General features: G+C 59.0%; 14 protein-coding genes and 1 tRNA gene. 10 read left to right on the forward strand and 5 right to left on the reverse strand.

All coding sequences use genetic code 11. The features are described 5' to 3' along the window. Positions 1 to 82 precede the first annotated feature (82 nt). Both WKI41_RS14400 and WKI41_RS14405 read right to left on the reverse strand, forming a co-directional pair. Positions 83 to 158, reverse strand: a tRNA-Thr gene (locus WKI41_RS14400). Positions 159 to 279: 121 nt separating this feature from the next. After that, a complete protein-coding gene (locus WKI41_RS14405) occupies positions 280 to 1239 on the reverse strand; it encodes an NAD(P)H-dependent flavin oxidoreductase (RefSeq protein WP_340194193.1) in 960 nt (319 codons plus the stop codon). Between the two features lie 307 nt (positions 1240 to 1546). Here WKI41_RS14405 and WKI41_RS14410 point away from each other — a divergent pair, with 307 nt between their 5' ends. Then, complete coding sequence (locus tag WKI41_RS14410; protein WP_340194194.1) at positions 1547 to 2761, forward strand: hypothetical protein; 1215 nt, start codon at positions 1547 to 1549, stop codon at positions 2759 to 2761. Positions 2762 to 2861: 100 nt separating this feature from the next. Here the strand turns inward: WKI41_RS14410 and ppk2 are convergent, their stop codons facing one another. Further along, positions 2862 to 3743, reverse strand: a complete 882-nt coding sequence (ppk2, locus tag WKI41_RS14415) for a polyphosphate kinase 2 (protein WP_340194195.1) — start codon at positions 3741 to 3743, stop codon at positions 2862 to 2864. Between the two features lie 256 nt (positions 3744 to 3999). On the opposite strand from ppk2, the gene phoR reads away from it, so the two are divergent. From phoR to phoB, 7 genes are all read left to right on the forward strand, one after another. Continuing rightward, positions 4000 to 5229 carry a phosphate regulon sensor histidine kinase PhoR gene (gene phoR, locus WKI41_RS14420; RefSeq protein ID WP_425341051.1) on the forward strand — a complete coding sequence of 410 codons (1230 nt, stop codon included), beginning with the start codon at positions 4000 to 4002 and terminating at the stop codon, positions 5227 to 5229. A gap of 217 nt (positions 5230 to 5446) precedes the next feature. Then, the gene (locus tag WKI41_RS14425) at positions 5447 to 6481 is read left to right on the forward strand and encodes a substrate-binding domain-containing protein (protein WP_340194197.1); all 1035 of its coding nucleotides are present in this window, start codon (positions 5447 to 5449) and stop codon (positions 6479 to 6481) included. A gap of 264 nt (positions 6482 to 6745) precedes the next feature. After that, positions 6746 to 8230, forward strand: coding sequence for a phosphate ABC transporter permease subunit PstC (pstC, locus tag WKI41_RS14430; RefSeq protein WP_340194198.1), 1485 nt, complete (start codon positions 6746 to 6748; stop codon positions 8228 to 8230). Then, on the forward strand, positions 8227 to 9549 hold the full coding sequence (gene pstA / locus WKI41_RS14435) for a phosphate ABC transporter permease PstA (protein ID WP_340194199.1): 1323 nt from the start codon (positions 8227 to 8229) through the stop codon (positions 9547 to 9549). The genes pstC and pstA overlap by 4 nt, the downstream gene beginning before the upstream one ends. A gap of 72 nt (positions 9550 to 9621) precedes the next feature. Then, a complete protein-coding gene (gene pstB, locus WKI41_RS14440) occupies positions 9622 to 10437 on the forward strand; it encodes a phosphate ABC transporter ATP-binding protein PstB (protein ID WP_340194200.1) in 816 nt (271 codons plus the stop codon). A gap of 89 nt (positions 10438 to 10526) precedes the next feature. Further along, positions 10527 to 11243 carry a phosphate signaling complex protein PhoU gene (gene phoU / locus WKI41_RS14445; RefSeq protein ID WP_174062010.1) on the forward strand — a complete coding sequence of 239 codons (717 nt, stop codon included), beginning with the start codon at positions 10527 to 10529 and terminating at the stop codon, positions 11241 to 11243. Positions 11244 to 11265: 22 nt separating this feature from the next. After that, positions 11266 to 11949, forward strand: a complete 684-nt coding sequence (phoB, locus tag WKI41_RS14450; protein ID WP_340194201.1) for a phosphate regulon transcriptional regulator PhoB — start codon at positions 11266 to 11268, stop codon at positions 11947 to 11949. Between the two features lie 82 nt (positions 11950 to 12031). Here the strand turns inward: phoB and WKI41_RS14455 are convergent, their stop codons facing one another. Both WKI41_RS14455 and WKI41_RS14460 read right to left on the reverse strand, forming a co-directional pair. Continuing rightward, positions 12032 to 12481, reverse strand: coding sequence for a hypothetical protein (locus WKI41_RS14455; protein WP_340194202.1), 450 nt, complete (start codon positions 12479 to 12481; stop codon positions 12032 to 12034). Positions 12482 to 12667: 186 nt separating this feature from the next. After that, positions 12668 to 13207, reverse strand: a complete 540-nt coding sequence (locus WKI41_RS14460) for a GcrA family cell cycle regulator (RefSeq protein ID WP_340194203.1) — start codon at positions 13205 to 13207, stop codon at positions 12668 to 12670. Positions 13208 to 13658: 451 nt separating this feature from the next. Between WKI41_RS14460 and WKI41_RS14465 the strand changes: the two genes are divergently transcribed. Continuing rightward, positions 13659 to 14867: an acetylornithine transaminase gene (locus WKI41_RS14465; RefSeq protein ID WP_340194204.1), complete on the forward strand. Its 1209-nt coding sequence runs from the start codon at positions 13659 to 13661 to the stop codon at positions 14865 to 14867. A gap of 57 nt (positions 14868 to 14924) precedes the next feature. Next, positions 14925 to 15836 carry an ornithine carbamoyltransferase gene (argF, locus tag WKI41_RS14470; RefSeq protein ID WP_340194205.1) on the forward strand — a complete coding sequence of 304 codons (912 nt, stop codon included), beginning with the start codon at positions 14925 to 14927 and terminating at the stop codon, positions 15834 to 15836. Positions 15837 to 16092: the final 256 nt, after the last annotated feature.

Below are 16092 nucleotides of genomic sequence, written 5' to 3' on the forward strand. Positions count from 1 at the left end.
GACGAGAGGTGGAGAATCCAGATCGCGAAAACGTGAGATCGCGGCGATCAGCCTGATGTCGACGGGGTGGTTGATGAGAGAATGGTGCCGCTTACGTGACTCGAACACGTGACCCCGTCATTACGAATGACGTGCTCTACCGACTGAGCTAAAGCGGCCTGCGCAAGCGCCGAAATCTTTCGGCGCGGCGTATGGCGGGCTGATACAGCCATTGAGGCAGGATTTCAAGCGCTGAATGTCAGCTCTTTGAAAATTTACCGGCCCAACGATCGTCTCCGCTCAGGATGCGCAGAGGCGTTGCTTGGCGGCGGTGTATTCTGCAGCCAGCCGATCCACTAGAGCAGAGACAGGTTCGACGGCTTTCACCGCGCCAACGCCCTGACCTGCACCCCAGATGTCCTTCCAGGCTTTTGCCCCTGTGGAGGCGGCGGCAAAATCCATCTTGGAAGGGTCGGCAACGGGCAGGTTGTCGGGGTCAAGTCCGGAGGCGACGATAGAGGCTTTCAGGTAGTTGCCATGCACGCCGGTGAAATAGTTGGAGTAGACGATGTCGTTGGCGTGAGCCTCGACGATTGCCTGCTTGTATGCATCCGTCGCGCGGGCTTCGCGGGTGGCAATGAAGGGTGAACCGATATAGGCCATATCCGCGCCCATGGCCTGGGCCGCGAGGATGGAGCCGCCATTGGCAATGGCGCCTGCCAGGAGCAGCGGCCCATCGAACCATTCGCGGATTTCCTGAACGAGAGCGAATGGGGAGAGCGTTCCCGCGTGGCCACCGGCGCCAGTCGCAACGGCAATCAGACCATCGGCGCCCTTGCGGATTGCGGAGTTGGCGTGGCGATTGTTGATCACGTCATGTAGCACGATCCCGCCATAGGAATGGATCGCCGCATTGACTTCCGGGACGGCCCCAAGCGATGAAATTACGATCGGCACCTTGTATTTCACGCAAAGGCCAAGATCGTGTTCAAGCCGCTTGTTGGAAATGTGCACGATCTGGTTCACCGCAAAGGGTGCGGCTGGGCGCTCGGGGTTTGCGGCATTGTGAGCGGCAAGGTCTTCCGTCATCATCGCCAGCCACTCGTCCAGCTGGCTCTCCGGGCGCGCGTTCAAAGCCGGAAACGCACCCACCACACCCGCCTTGCACTGCGCCAGCGTCAGTTCCGGATGAGAAATGATGAAGAGCGGCGAGGCAATCACCGGCAGTCGGAGATTGTCCTTGAGAATGGACGGCAGCATGGTTCCTCCCACGGATAGATATCTAAAGATTTACGTTTACGCGCACGTAAGATTTAGCCGAGGAGACCGCGGTTGAAAAGCGAAAAGAGCGGATAGGGTTTGGACGGTTGCAGCAGGCTATAATGAGCGTCATCGCTGCTCTCTGCAAATCCTATGCCTCAACCGCCACAGTGGTGACGTTTTCCCCAAGCCAATTTCCGCTTTGCGAGGCGGGTGGCTTGCGGTTGGGGACGCGAGTCGTTACCGAATCGTAAACGTGGTGCCGAAGCGTTGATCTTTCGCGTGTGGCGAGGAAGAAGGACCGAGAGTGAGCGGACTGGAAACGGCAATCAGAAATGCCCTGGAAAAATCGGATCGGTCGAATGCCGAAGTGCGCGCGCGCATCTATCAATCGTCGCGCCAGGCCTTGGAAGCTGGTCTACGCAAGCAGGGTATAGATGACCAGGGCGTCGTTGCGCAGCAGCGTCAACGCCTGGAAAACCTCATTCACGCCATCGAGACGGAAGAGCGCAACCGCCTGCTGGATGTGGTTGAAGATCATGTGCGCCGAGAGACGCAGCGTGCTGCTCCGCCTGTGGTCGAGCCGCATGCCGTCACGCCGTCTGCTCCCGCTGTCGCTGCACCGTCTGTTGCGCCAGAGCGGCGGCATGACGATGAGGATGAGGGTGCTGCCATGCCGGTCGATGCGCCCGTGCGCGCAGAGCCGCGAAGCGAAGCCGTATCTCAGCCGCCGGAGATGGATGATTTTCGCGCCGAACGCACCGACGACGGCTTGAGCCGCATGACCTCGTCAGCCGGCCCGTCCTTTGAAGCCTCTTCGCTTGCGTTCAAGCCAGAGCGCGCCGCCAAGGGCCGTCGCAAGAAGGGCATCATCACGCGCCTCTTCATCTGGTTTACCTTTCTTGCCTTCATCGGCCTTGGTGGCTGGTGGGTCTATAGTTCCGGCCTGTTGCTGAGCCCGAGCGAGCGCGATACCAGCGTGCCAAATCCACCGCCTTCAGTGGAAGCGGAAGACTTCGATGGCCAACAGAACAGCCAGGAGCCGACGCTTGCCGCAGGTCGTGGGTTCTCTGACGCCTGGCAGGAAGTCTTCAATGCGGATCGAGGCAATGCGGGGCTCCAGCCCGGCTCGCTCTCCAAGGTGGAAGATGTGGCGACTGGCGGCGGCAAGGCCGTGCGCGTGACATCGCAGACGGCGGATGGCGGGGGCAATATTGCGATCACCGTTCCGGTGGACGTGCTGCGGGATATGGCCGGCAAGGCCTCTACCATCTCGATCACACTGCAATCGGCCAGCAATGGCCAGAGCCAAGTGTCGGTCTCGTGCGACTTCGGAACGTTGGGTGACTGCTCGCGCCATCGTTTCACCGCCACGCAGGAGCGTGCTGATATGCTGATCAATCTCAGCTTCGATCGCACCATGGCCCCCAACTCGCCCGGGCGCATCTTCATCAACAGCGATATCGACGGCAAATCCCGGCCGATCAACCTCTATTCGGTTCGCATTCTGCCGGGCCAGTAAGGCTGTTCAACGAAAGAGGCAGGCCGGTTGACCTGCCTCCTCTCCAAATTTTTAGCAATCAGTACGGCCTAAGCCAGCGCCGTACGAGTTCGCGCTTGAACTATTTCAAAAACTTCGGCCCGCTGCCCAAAATCTTGTCGTCGATCTTGCCGATCGCCTTCTCATCCTTGCCGTCATAATCCAGCGAGATGAGGATATGGCGGATGAGGTTGAGCCGCAGCCGGCGTTTGTCGTTGGCGCGGATCACCGTCCATGGCGCATCATCGATATGGGTTTTGTCCAGCATCTCGTCGCGCGCAGCGGTGTAATCGTCCCACTTGGTCAGCGCTGCGATATCCATGTCGGAAAGCTTCCAGGATTTCAGCGGGCTATGGCGCCTGTCGTGGAAGCGCTCAAGCTGGGTTTCGCGGCCGATGTCGAGATAGAATTTGAAGAGGTTTATATCCTCATGCACCAGCATCTTTTCCAGTCGCGGCACGTCTTTCAAGAAACGCTTGTGCTCTTCAGGCGTGCAGAAGCCCATGACGGGTTCGACGCCAGCGCGGTTATACCATGACCGGTCGAACAGCACGAACTCTGCTGCGGTGGGAAAATGGGCGATGTAGCGCTGGAAGTACCATTGGCCACGCTCGGTCTCCGTGGGCTTCGTCAGCGCCACGACACGCGCATAGCGTGGATTGAGATATTCCCTGACCGCCGCAATCGAGCCGCCCTTTCCGGCAGCATCGCGGCCTTCAAACAGCGCCATGATGCGCTGACCCGTGGCCTGCTGCCAGAACTGCACCTTCACCAGTTCGATCTGCAGCGCCTCGATCTCCGCCTCGTATTCTTCCCGGCCGAGCTTCTTGTCATAGGGGAAATCGCCGCCGGTCAGCTTCTTATCCTCCACCCAATCAGGCAGCACCGGATCATCGATATTGAAGACCCGTTCCTTACCATCGATCTTCAATGTCACGGATCTGTCCTTGACGGTTTCGCTCATGCTCACTCCCTTTTCAGCCTGCCGGATGGTCGTTGTCTTAAGGTCAGCCTGACACTCAACGATTTCAAGAGCAAAGAGATTCCGGCGGGAAAACGTCATCCACATAAATTTTGCCGGCTAACGCTTGTGCAGGGACAGGGCGAAGAATCTCTGTCATGAAAGGCGATTATGACGGTCGGATCGGGAGCGAGACGAATGGACGGGATGGGCGATGGCAATGGCAGCACTGGACGGGGAGGGTACGTTGTTTAAACAGATGCGCCGCATGCGGAGAAACTGGCTTGCGCTGGTCGTCGTCACCATGCTGGCGGTTCTCGCGCTTGTCGAATGGCGCTCACCTTATGTGGTCTTTGCATTATGGCTCGCCGCTACGCTCGCCATCCTCCTCGTCACGCCATCCGCTGCCATCAAGAAGGACGAGAAGAAGCTAAAGGTCGAGGCGCAGCCACAGGATGTTGTTGATCAGGGGTTGATAACGGGTGTGCGTGCAGGCATCGCCGCTCTCGATACGCCGGTTTTTATTCTGGACCAGGACGCAGGCGTGCTTTTCGAGAACGCCGCTGCCGAACGCGCCTTCGGCATGCTTCCCGTGGGCTCGCATATCTCCGGGCGACTGCGCTCTCCGGGCCTGCTCGACGTCATTCGCGAGACCATCGCCACCGGTGAGCCGAACCAGGTGGAGCATTCCGAGAGACTACCCTCCGAACGTGTGTTCATCGTGCGTATTGCGCCGGCAGACATGGCGCAAACCTCTGGTGCGCCCTTCTATATCCTGTCCTTCCGCGATATCTCGGATCTGCGTCGCATCGATCGCATGCGCAGCGATTTCGTTGCTAATGCCAGCCATGAGCTTAGAACGCCGCTCGCTTCCTTGCGTGGCTTCATCGAAACCATGCAGGGGCCGGCGCGCAATGATCCGAAGGCGCAGGAACGCTTCCTCGGCATCATGCTGGATCAGGCCACCCGCATGAGCCGCTTGGTCGATGACCTGATGTCGCTCTCAAGGCTGGAGGTCCGCGCCAACATCGCGCCGGATCAGACGGTTGATCTTGTGCCGCTTCTCGGCCATGTACGCGATTCACTGCTGCCGCTTGCCAGTGATCTCGATGTCGAAATCAAGCTGCATATGCCGCAAAACCAGGTACTGGTGAATGGTGACAGGGATGAACTGGTGCAGGTGTTTCAGAACCTTATCGAAAACGCCTGCAAATACGGTCAGGACGGTAAGGTCGTGGACGTTTATCTGCGCTCGGAGCCAAATGAGCCGGTGGAAGTCAGCGTTGTGGACAAGGGTCCTGGCATTCCCACAGAGCATGTTCCACGTCTCACCGAGCGGTTTTATCGCGTAAGCGTCGCAGACAGCCGCTCGAAAAAAGGCACCGGTCTCGGCCTCGCCATCGTCAAGCATATTCTCACCCGCCACCGCGCTCGTCTCATCGTCCGCTCGGAAATTGGCGCTGGCACGGACTTCACCGTGAGATTTTGACACAAAAGCCTGCGGGTTCCCTCTGTGTTTTGAAAATATTGAACTATGTCAATAACTTAATATGTCACAAATCTTTCACCGAAGTGACATAAAAGGGTGTGGCAAGACTGGTTATGAAGAGGCCGCCGGGACAGCCCAGACGGGCTTAAGGATCAAAGCCTCTTGCCGGCACAGTTCACGAAAGCCCGAACACGGGCCCCACGACGGGAGAGTCATAATGAACGTCTTTAAATTGTCTGCAGCAGCTCTGGTGGCCTCCGTTGCCTTCGCTGGTGCCGCTTCTGCTCGCGACCAGATCCAGGTTGCTGGTTCCTCCACGGTTCTGCCTTACGCAAAGATCGTTGCTGAAAGCTTCGCCGAAGCTTTCCCGAACTTCAAGGCGCCGGTTGTTGAGTCCGGCGGCACGGGCGGTGGTCTCAAGGCATTCTGCTCCGGCGTGGGCGAAGGCACGATCGACATTGCCAATGCTTCGCGCAAGATCAAGGCTGACGAACTGGCAGCTTGCAAGTCGGCTGGCGTTGCTGACGTTCAGGAAGTGAAGATCGGTTACGACGGTATCGTCTTCGCCATGGACAAGTCCAACAAGGACGTCAAGTTCGAGCCGAAGGATCTGTACCTCGCTCTCGCAGCTGAGGTCGTCAAGGACGGCAAGCTCGTTGCCAACCCCTACACCAAGTGGTCCGAAATCAACAAGGAACTGCCTGACGTAGAGATCGCCGCCTACATCCCTGGCTCCAAGCATGGCACGCGCGAAGTCTTCGAAGAGAAGATCATGGCTGACGGCTGCAAGGAAGCTGGCGCGACGGACGTGATCAAGGGTCTGATCTCCGACGCCAAGCAGGCTGCTGCCAAGTGCGTTGCCATCCGCAAGGACGGCAAGGCTGTCGATATCGATGGCGACTACACCGAAACGCTGGCTCGCATCGATGCCAACAAGTCCGGCGTCGGCGTCTTCGGCCTCGCTTTCTACGACAATAACAAGGACAAGCTGAAGGTCGCGACCGTCGGTGGCGTGGTTCCGTCGACTGAAACCGTTGCTTCCGGCAAGTATCCGGTTTCGCGTCCGCTGTTCTTCTACGTCAAGAAGGCTCACCTCGGCGTTATCCCTGGCTTGAAGGAATATGTAGAGTTCTTCACCTCTGACGAGATGATCGGCCCTGACTCTCCGCTCGCCAACTACGGCCTGGTTGCTGCCCCTGACGCAGAGCGCAAGGAAATCCGCGACCAGTTCGAAGCCGGCAAGACCCTGTAATCTACACGAGAAAGCGCGGTGCACCCGCGGCGCGCTTTCTCAACTCTTTCTGTTGGCAAATCGAGTTTACTCGATGTTGCGATATCCCGAAGGGTTGACAGTTCCTATTTATCGTAAGACGACCCCGCCGATAAATATGATGTATCAACCCGGAATGCGTGAACTGAATACAGATCCGGCATCGTGCGGTGATCAGCCGTCGGTGCTGCGCTCTTGGTGAAATGATGCCGCATCGTGCCGCGTGGTGCGCCGAGGAAACTCTCCATGAACACATCCATCCTTCTGCTCATATTGGCACTGATCGGCATATCCAGCTATGTGCTGGGCAAGCGCCGCGCTGCAGTCCTGGCAGGCGCACGCCCGGCCACCATGCATTCCCGTTCGGGTTATCACGGCTCCTATGTTCTGATCTGGGCGCTCATCCCTTCTGCGCTGATCCTGGCGCTGTGGCTGGTCATCAGTCCCCTCGTCATCAACTCTGCGGTCCATGCGAGCTTTCCGGAAGACATCAAGGCACAGCCGGAAGCGCAGCAGAGCCTGACCTACGGCATGGTGACCTCGATTGCCCGTGGCTTGAACCAGCTCTCGTCATCTGAGTACGACGCGGTGAAGGCAGATCCGGCCACGGCGCGCACGGTCCTGGCGTCCAAGGGTGTCGCCATTGCAGGCGATCCACAGCCTTACATGATCGAGGCTGCGGAAAAGCTGAACACGCTGACGTCCACCAGCCGCATCGCCATGGCGCTGGTCGTGCTGGTTGCGGCACTCGGCGGCGCATTCCACGCCCTCCGTGCCATCGCCCCTCGCTTTCGTGCTCGCAACCGGGTGGAGCAGGTCATACTCGGCGCGTTGCTGGTGGCCTCGTCGATCGCGATCCTGACAACCATCGGCATCGTCATGTCGATGCTGACGGAAGCGATCCAGTTCTTTCAGATGGTCCCCGCTCACCAGTTCTTCTTCGGTACGGTGTGGGATCCACGCTTCGCCGCAGCCGGCTCCACCGATAGCTCCGGTCAGTTCGGCCTCATTCCGCTCCTGGCCGGCACGCTTTATATCGGTTTCGTCGCCATGCTGGTCGCGGTTCCGGTCGGTCTGTTTTCGGCAATCTACATGGCCGAATATGCAAGCCCGCGTTTGCGCTCGATTGCCAAGCCGCTGCTGGAAGTTCTCGCCGGCATTCCGACGATCGTCTACGGCTTTTTCGCGCTGACGACCGTCGGTCCGTTCCTGCGTGACATCTCCGCCCAGATCAACGGTCTGGCAACCGGCAACTATGCCAGCTTTATCCAGGCACAGAGCGTCATCACTGCCGGCTTCGTCATGGGCATCATGCTGATCCCTTACGTTTCCTCGCTGTCGGATGACATCATCACTGCGGTGCCACGCTCGCTCCGTGACGGATCGCTTGGTCTTGGCGCGACCCGCTCCGAGACTGTCAAGAAGGTCATCCTTCCGGCAGCTCTTCCGGGCATCGTCGGCGCCATCCTGATGACCGCCTCGCGCGCCATCGGTGAAACCATGATCGTGGTTCTCGCCGCCGGTGTTGCGGCGCGCCTGCAACTCAATCCCTTCGAGCCGATGACGACGGTCACGGTCAAGATCGTCAGCCAGCTGACCGGCGACCTTGAGTTCACCTCGCCGCAGACGCTCGTCGCCTTCGCGCTTGGCATCACGCTCTTTGCCATCACGCTTTGCCTTAATATCTACGCGCTCTACATCGTGCGCAAATACCGGGAGCAGTACGAATGACCGACGTCGTTACTCCGGGCGTCTCCGCCCCCGCCGCAACGAAAAAGGTCCGTCGCGATATCGGCATCAAGCGCCGTTATGCTGCAGAACGCCGCTTCCGCACCTATGGCGTTGCCGCGATCTCCTTTGGCCTGCTGTTTCTCTTCCTGCTTCTCTGGTCCGTCATCGGCAAGGGCTATACCGCCTTTCAGCAGACGATGATCACGATCCCGGTCGAGTTCTCGCAGCAGATCATCGATCCGGACAATGTCCGCGCCCAGAACCCGACCAAGCTGATGACCGCGAACTACCCGGTCGTGGCTCGCAACTCGCTCGCCAAGGTGCTCGGCGTTTCGCTGGAAGACCGCACGGCGCTGCGCGCCGTCAACGCGCTCATTTCCGATAGTGTGCGCACCCAGCTTCGCGATATCGTCACTTCCGATCCGAACGTCATCGGCACCACCCGTACGGTGTCGCTTCTGGCATCCGGCGATGTCGACAGCGCCTTCAAGGGCCAGGTCGATATGACGGGGGAAGAGCAGAACCGCCGCATCTCCGACCAGCAGGTCGGCTGGATGAACCAGCTGGTGGAAAAGGGCGCGCTTGAAAAGAAGTTCAACACCGGCATCTTCTTTAATGGCGCTTCCAGCCGTCCTGAGGCCTCCGGTGTGGGCGTGGCGCTGATCGGCTCCTTTTACATGATGCTGATCGTTCTGGTGCTGTCGCTGCCGATCGGTGTTGCAGCCTCCATCTACCTGGAAGAGTTTGCGCCGAAGAACCGCCTGACGGACCTGATCGAGGTCAACATCAACAACCTGGCTGCGGTCCCGTCCATCGTCTACGGTCTGCTCGGTCTGTCGGTGTTCATCAACTTCATGGGCTTCCCCCGCTCGGCCTCGCTGGTGGGCGGTCTGGTGCTGACGCTGATGACGCTGCCGACCATCATCATCGCGACGCGTGCGGCACTGAAGGCAGTCCCGCCTTCGATCCGCGCAGCCGCACTTGGTCTTGGTGCGTCGAAGATGCAGACCATCTTCCATCACGTGCTGCCACTTGCCATGCCTGGCATCCTGACCGGCACCATCATCGGCCTTGCGCACGCGCTTGGCGAAACCGCGCCGTTGCTTCTCATCGGCATGGTGGCCTTCGTCGCCAACTACCCGACGACGCCGCTCGATCCTGCAACGGCGCTGCCGGTTCAGATCTACATGTGGGCAAATGAAGCCGAACGCGCCTTTGTCGAGAGAACATCTGGCGCTATCATCATCCTGCTTATGTTCCTCCTGGTGATGAATGTAGGCGCAATCCTGCTGCGTCGCCGCTTTGAGCGGCGCTGGTGAAAGCATTTCAAGGAAAAGTGGATACCGATTTTCCGTCTGGAAATGCGATAAGAACCAAGGGAGAACGGAACAATGAACATGTTGTCGGAAGCAGCAGTTGAAAAGGCGCTGGACAAGAAAATGAATGAAGTTTTCTATAAGATGATCGGCAAGGACGTCTCCGTTTATTACGGCGAGAAGCGCGCCCTTTACGATGTGAACCTCAACGTTCGTGAAAACACCGTGACGGCGCTCATCGGCCCATCCGGCTGCGGCAAGTCCACCTTCCTGCGCACGCTGAACCGTATGAACGACACGATCGATGGCTGCCGCGTGACCGGCCAGATCACGCTCGACGGCGAAGATGTTTACGATCCGGCGATCGATGTCGTCGAGCTTCGCGCGCGCGTTGGCATGGTGTTCCAGAAGCCGAACCCGTTCCCGAAGTCGATTTACGAAAACATCGCTTATGGCCCGCGTATCCATGGCCTTGCCCGCAGTAAGGCGGATATGGACCAGATCGTCGAGTCCAGCCTGCAGAAGGCAGGCCTCTGGAACGAAGCCAAGGACCGCTTGCATGAGTCCGGTACCGGTCTTTCCGGTGGTCAGCAGCAGCGCCTGTGCATCGCGCGTGCTGTTGCCGTCTCGCCGGAAGTCATCCTGATGGATGAGCCGTGTTCGGCGCTCGACCCGATCGCGACTGCCAAAGTGGAAGAGTTGATCCACGAGCTTCGCGCCAACTACACCATCGTCATCGTGACGCACTCCATGCAGCAGGCCGCTCGCGTGTCGCAGCGCACCGCCATGTTCCACCTCGGCCATCTGGTCGAAGAGAACGATACGGACAAGATGTTCACCAACCCGGATGACCAGCGCACCCAGGACTACATCATGGGTCGTTTCGGCTGATCCTGCTGTTTTCTGCGCATTCCACCGCGCCTGTCGCTTGAGCCACGAAAGGTTTGCGACAGGGCGTCTCGAAACTGGAGACTAAGACCATGCCGACACATTCCCACATCATGTCCGCCTATGACGAGGAACTGAAGTTCCTGAGCCGCCGGATCGCCGAGATGGGCGGCTTGGCCGAGCAAATGTGCGCCGACGCCGTGCGCGCGCTGGTCAATTCCGATGCGGCTCTGGCGCAGAAGGTGATCTCGGACGATACGATCCTCGATCACGCAGAGCGTGAAATCGGCGACAAGGCAATCGTGACCATCGCCAAGCGTCAGCCAATGGCCGCAGACCTTCGCGAAATCATTGGTTCGCTGCGCATCGCTGCAGATCTGGAGCGCGTCGGCGACCTGGGCAAGAACACTGCCAAGCGCGTGATCGCGGTGGCCGGCACGGGCGTGCCGCGTAAGCTGGCGCGTGGTCTCGAGCATCTGTCGGAACTGGCGCTGGTTCAGCTGAAGGAAGTGCTGGACGTCTACTCCACACGTTCGGCGGAAAAGGCCCAGGCCATCCGCGAGCGCGACGAGGAAATCGACGCCATGTATACCTCGCTTTTCCGCGAGCTGTTGACCTACATGATGGAAGATCCGCGCAACATTACCACCTGCACGCATCTTCTGTTCTGCGCCAAGAACATCGAGCGCGTCGGCGACCACGCCACCAACATCGCCGAAACCATCTACTACATGACCACCGGCAGCCAGCCGGCAGGTGAGCGTCCGAAGGACGATAGTTCCAACACGCTCGGCGCTGTGACCGAGTAAGCGACAGATAGGATCTGGAGCCATGGTACCGAAAATCGCCGTTGTCGAAGATGAGGAGGCGCTGAGCGTCCTCCTGCGTTACAACCTCGAATCAGAAGGCTATGACGTCGATACCATTCCGCGTGGCGACGAGGCGGAAATCCGCCTTCAGGAGCGTACGCCGGATCTTCTGATCCTCGACTGGATGTTGCCAGGGGTCTCCGGCATCGAGCTTTGCCGTCGCCTGCGCATGCGCCCCGAAACCGAACGTTTGCCGATCATCATGCTGACGGCGCGCGGCGAGGAAAGCGAACGGGTTCGCGGTCTGGCTACGGGCGCCGACGATTACGTTGTCAAACCCTTTTCCACGCCGGAACTAATGGCACGTGTCAAGGCGATGCTGCGTCGCGCCAAACCCGAGGTTTTGTCCTCCGTGCTGAAATGCGGTGATATCGAACTCGACCGTGAGACGCATCGCGTTCACCGCAAAAGCCGCGAAATCCGCCTTGGGCCGACCGAGTTCCGTCTGCTGGAATTCCTCATGACGTCGCCCGGTCGCGTGTTCTCACGCTCCCAGCTTCTCGATGGCGTCTGGGGCCATGACATCTATGTGGACGAACGCACGGTCGACGTTCATGTGGGGCGCCTGCGCAAGGCGCTCAACTTCTCCAGCATGCAGGATGTCATCCGCACAGTTCGCGGCGCCGGATATTCGATGGAAGCTTGATCGGCTTCGGGAGCGCTTGTCTCGAAGGACCAGCGCTCTCTCTATCATCGCGTCAGAGGAGGTAGCCGGTAGCTACTCGGCGTCAGATCAATGATGACGGGATGGGATATCGCGCGGAGTCTATCTCGTTCTTCGACAATGGGCTACGCGTCAACACATCAGCATAGTTGGCCCTGATGCGAGCGCCAAAGCTTTCCTTGATCCTGCTCATCAGTTCGATTTCCTGGTGCATCCAGTTCCAGCGCGAATAATCGTCTGACGCCTTTTCCCGCACAGCAAGCTCGCGGTCTCGTACCACCTCGCCAACAACGATCGATATGAGCTGGAACGAGGCATCGTCCATATCCTTGGCCTCTCGTCGCCAATATTCCTGTCCACGCTCTTCACAGATCAGCCAGTAGCTGCCCCGTCGCCACTCGACATATACGGTCCCGTCGCCGCGGGCGCGACGCGGTATCGCTGGGAACGGCGTATCGACAGCCTTAGCCCACAGGGCAGAGATGTAGTCGTGCAACGTATCGATTGCATCCATGGCGACAGTCTGGGCGTGATCTTTGCTGCAGGCAAGTGATGATTATAGAGGAAAGGACGCTTTATCTCTTTGAACCCACGCATCGTGCTTTCCGAAAATCAAACCTGGTTTTCGGGACGATGCTGTAGAAGCGCGCAACAAAAAAGCGGACCGAAGCCCGCTTTCTGAAATGACACTGTGTAGTTCTTAAGCCTTGCGGCGTTCGCTGACGGGCTGGTAGGCCATCTTTGCGTGGAACTTGCAGTAAGGCGAGGCTTCCGATGCTTCGCAGCCGCAGAAGTGGAAATCGTCCTTGAGAGGGTCGCCGACCGGCCACTTGCAGGTGCGCTCCGTCAGTTCCGTCAGCGTCAGGCGACGAGAGATCGGGATGACCACGTTGTTGGAAGAGCGGACATATTCCATGGGTTCGACCGTGTCGATCTCCATGTCTTCCTTGAAGGCGAGAGCGCCGGTGGTGCGTGCAGGTGCAGGACGGCTGGTTGCTACACGGGCCGGAGCAGCCGCATAGCTTGCTGGACGCGGCGCTGCTGCAGGACGCTTAGGCGCAGGGCGCGACGTGGCGACCGTGCCGCCAGCCTTGGCGCGACCTGGCAGGTTCAGGCGGTGAACCTTGCCGATGACGGCATTGCGGCTCACACCGCCTAGTTGTGCTGCGATCTGGCTTGCGCTAAGCCCTTCGGACCATAATCTCTTGAGTTTTTCTACTCGTTCGTCCGTCCAGTTCATGCCGCTTCTCCGCTCGTCGCGTTGTTTCGGGCAGAATCCACCTACGATGCCGTGGAGTGAACCACGCGCAGGCCATTTGCCAGATTGTAGGTGACTAGTTCCGCCGCATTGCAGTCTAGTAATTGACGGTTAACCTAATCGTCGGTTGACTCCGTGACAAGAGTCGCAGGAATCATCTGGAATCGATTTTCCGGTTTTCCCCAACTTGCTTCCCGTGTGAGTCAGAAAGGCAACAGTTGGTGGTTGCTGGAAGCTCGCCTACCAAGGCTTGTAAACGCCCGAAAGTGCCGAGATTTGTTGACATTAGGTGGGGAAGTGACAATAGTGGCCTCGCAATGAAGACAGCATGCAAGCCGCCGCGAGGCGGCATTTTTGATTTTCAGGGCAGGGATAACCCGCTAGCCCTATTGACAGTCGTCTGTCCCGACTTGACGTAAGGAGTGATGTCGCCATGGCCGAAACTGCCCCCAAATCCGGGCCGTTGTTCGATACGTTTTCCAGAGCCCCCCTGCGCTTCGAACGAGGCGAGGGCGTTTGGCTGATCACGGAAAGTGGCGAGCGATATCTCGATTTCGGTGCAGGCGTTGCCGTGACCTCCGTCGGCCACAGCCATCCCCATATGGTTGAATCGCTGAAAGCGCAGGTCGAGAAGGTCTGGCACCTTTCGAACCTTTACGAAGTTGCAGGTCAGGAAGTGCTGGCCAAGCGGCTGACGGACGCGACATTTGCCGACAAGGTGTTCTTCACCAACTCTGGTGCTGAGGCGCTGGAATGCGCCATCAAGACGGCGCGCCGTTATCAGTACACACATGGCCATCCCGAAAAATTCCGCATCATCACTTTCGAAGGCGCTTTCCACGGCCGCACGCTCGCAACCATCGCGGCTGGCGGGCAGGCGAAGTACCTGGAAGGTTTCGGCCCGAAGGTTGAAGGCTTCGACCAGGTGCCGTTCGGCGATCTTGAAGCGTTGAAGGCTGCCATCGTTCCGGAAACGGCAGCCCTTCTGATCGAGCCGATCCAGGGCGAGGGCGGTATCCGCGTCGTCGATCCCGAATTTTTGCGCACGCTTCGCGCGCTCTGCGAAGAGCACGGCCTACTGTTGATCTTCGACGAGGTGCAGACCGGCGTTGGCCGTACCGGCAAGTTCTTTGCCTATGAGCGCTCAGGCGTGGCGCCCGATATCATGGCGGTTGCCAAGGGTATCGGCGGCGGTTTCCCCTTCGGCGCGTGTCTTGCAACGGCGGAAGCCGCGTCGGGCATGACGGCAGGCTCGCACGGCACGACCTATGGCGGCAATCCGCTGGCCATGGCAGCAGGCAACGCCGTACTGGATATCGTTCTGGCCGATGGCTTCATCGATCATGTTCGCGATGTCGCGCTGATTTTCCGCCAGGGATTGGCCTCGCTGAAGGATCGCTATCCGGATGTGATCGAGGAAATCCGCGGCGAGGGTCTGCTGCTGGGTATCAAGGCAAAAGTGCCGTCCGGCGATCTGCTTCATGCCATGCGCGCGGAGCATCTTCTCGGCGTTCCGGCAGGCGATAACGTCATCCGTCTGTTGCCGCCGCTGGTCGTCACCGCAGAAGAAGCGCGTGACGGGCTTGCGCGCATCGAAAGGGCCGCCGAAGCACTCACCACCAAACTGGCAAAGAGCGCCTGACACCGGGCGTATCAGGGCCGGCGTAAAGGGTGGCCCGCATTGATGGGACTGAATTAAATGGCAAAGCATTTCCTCGACCTTTCGGCCGTCGGTTCGGAAGACCTGCGGCTCATTCTCGAAGACGCGAAGAGCCGCAAGATCGCGACCAAGAACGGAACGGCAGAAAAGCCGCTCGCCGGCAAGATGCTGGCGATGATCTTCGAAAAGCCGTCGACCCGCACCCGCGTGTCTTTCGATGTCGGCATGCGCCAGCTTGGCGGTGAAACGCTGTTTCTCTCCGGCACCGAAATGCAGCTCGGCCGCGCCGAAACCATTGGCGACACGGCCAAGGTTCTGTCGCGCTATGTTGACGCTATCATGATCCGCACGACCGATCATAACCGTCTGCTGGAGCTTGCAGAACATGCCACCGTTCCGGTCATTAACGGCCTGACGGACGAGACGCATCCCTGCCAGATCATGGCGGACATCATGACCTTCGAAGAGCATCGTGGCTCTGTTAAGGGCAAGACCATCGCCTGGACGGGCGACGGCAACAATGTGCTGCATTCGCTGGTCGAGGGCTCTGCCCGCTTTGGCTACAAGATGAATATGGCAGTTCCCATGGGTTCGGAACCGCTCGACAAGTATCTCAACTGGGCGCGCAACAATGGCGGCGAGATCATGCTGTGCCATGATGCCGAACGTGCTGTCACCGGTTCTGACTGCATCGTCACGGACACCTGGGTTTCCATGAACCAGGAGCACAAGGCGCGCGGCCATAACATCTTCCAGCCCTATCAGGTCAATGAAGCGCTGATGAAGAAGGCCAATAGCGAGGCGCTCTTCATGCATTGCCTGCCTGCACACCGCGGCGAGGAAGTGACCGATGCGGTGATCGACGGCCCGCAGTCCGTGGTCTTCGATGAGGCGGAGAACCGCCTACACGCGCAGAAGGCAGTGATTGCCTGGTGCATGGGCGTCATCTGATCCTCAAGTTAGGTTGAAGGCGAGGGGCGGCGCCGGGAACTTGAATTTCCCGCGCAACGCCCCATCTTTACGCCAACCAGTGCTGCCGGTTCACGGCGGCGTTTTATCAATCGTTTATCGCGACATTTGGGCCGGGGATGGTTTCGTTTTGCCATTCTCCGCTTTATCTTTGCGAGAACCGGACAAGAAACCTGCTGGTCGCGACCGAAAACGTAGCGATCGCATCCGCATTTCGGACGGCAGGTTACAAGGAGCA

The organism is Agrobacterium larrymoorei (assembly GCF_037722385.1).
In the GTDB taxonomy this organism is placed as follows: domain Bacteria; phylum Pseudomonadota; class Alphaproteobacteria; order Rhizobiales; family Rhizobiaceae; genus Agrobacterium; species Agrobacterium larrymoorei_C.

What these genes read in the sequence shown, in the direction of transcription:
- WKI41_RS14405 (WP_340194193.1), bottom strand. Translation starts at nt 1,239, where the DNA reads ATGCTGCCGTCCATTCTCAAGGACAATCTCCGACTGCCGGTGATTGCC.
- WKI41_RS14465 (WP_340194204.1), top strand. Translation starts at nt 13,659, where the DNA reads ATGGCCGAAACTGCCCCCAAATCCGGGCCGTTGTTCGATACGTTTTCC.
- WKI41_RS14460 (WP_340194203.1), bottom strand. Translation starts at nt 13,207, where the DNA reads ATGAACTGGACGGACGAACGAGTAGAAAAACTCAAGAGATTATGGTCC.
- phoU (WP_174062010.1), top strand. Translation starts at nt 10,527, where the DNA reads ATGCCGACACATTCCCACATCATGTCCGCCTATGACGAGGAACTGAAG.
- WKI41_RS14425 (WP_340194197.1), top strand. Translation starts at nt 5,447, where the DNA reads ATGAACGTCTTTAAATTGTCTGCAGCAGCTCTGGTGGCCTCCGTTGCC.
- phoR (WP_425341051.1), top strand. Translation starts at nt 4,000, where the DNA reads ATGCGCCGCATGCGGAGAAACTGGCTTGCGCTGGTCGTCGTCACCATG.
- WKI41_RS14455 (WP_340194202.1), bottom strand. Translation starts at nt 12,481, where the DNA reads ATGGATGCAATCGATACGTTGCACGACTACATCTCTGCCCTGTGGGCT.
- ppk2 (WP_340194195.1), bottom strand. Translation starts at nt 3,743, where the DNA reads ATGAGCGAAACCGTCAAGGACAGATCCGTGACATTGAAGATCGATGGT.
- pstC (WP_340194198.1), top strand. Translation starts at nt 6,746, where the DNA reads ATGAACACATCCATCCTTCTGCTCATATTGGCACTGATCGGCATATCC.
- phoB (WP_340194201.1), top strand. Translation starts at nt 11,266, where the DNA reads ATGGTACCGAAAATCGCCGTTGTCGAAGATGAGGAGGCGCTGAGCGTC.
- pstB (WP_340194200.1), top strand. Translation starts at nt 9,622, where the DNA reads ATGAACATGTTGTCGGAAGCAGCAGTTGAAAAGGCGCTGGACAAGAAA.
- argF (WP_340194205.1), top strand. Translation starts at nt 14,925, where the DNA reads ATGGCAAAGCATTTCCTCGACCTTTCGGCCGTCGGTTCGGAAGACCTG.
- pstA (WP_340194199.1), top strand. Translation starts at nt 8,227, where the DNA reads ATGACCGACGTCGTTACTCCGGGCGTCTCCGCCCCCGCCGCAACGAAA.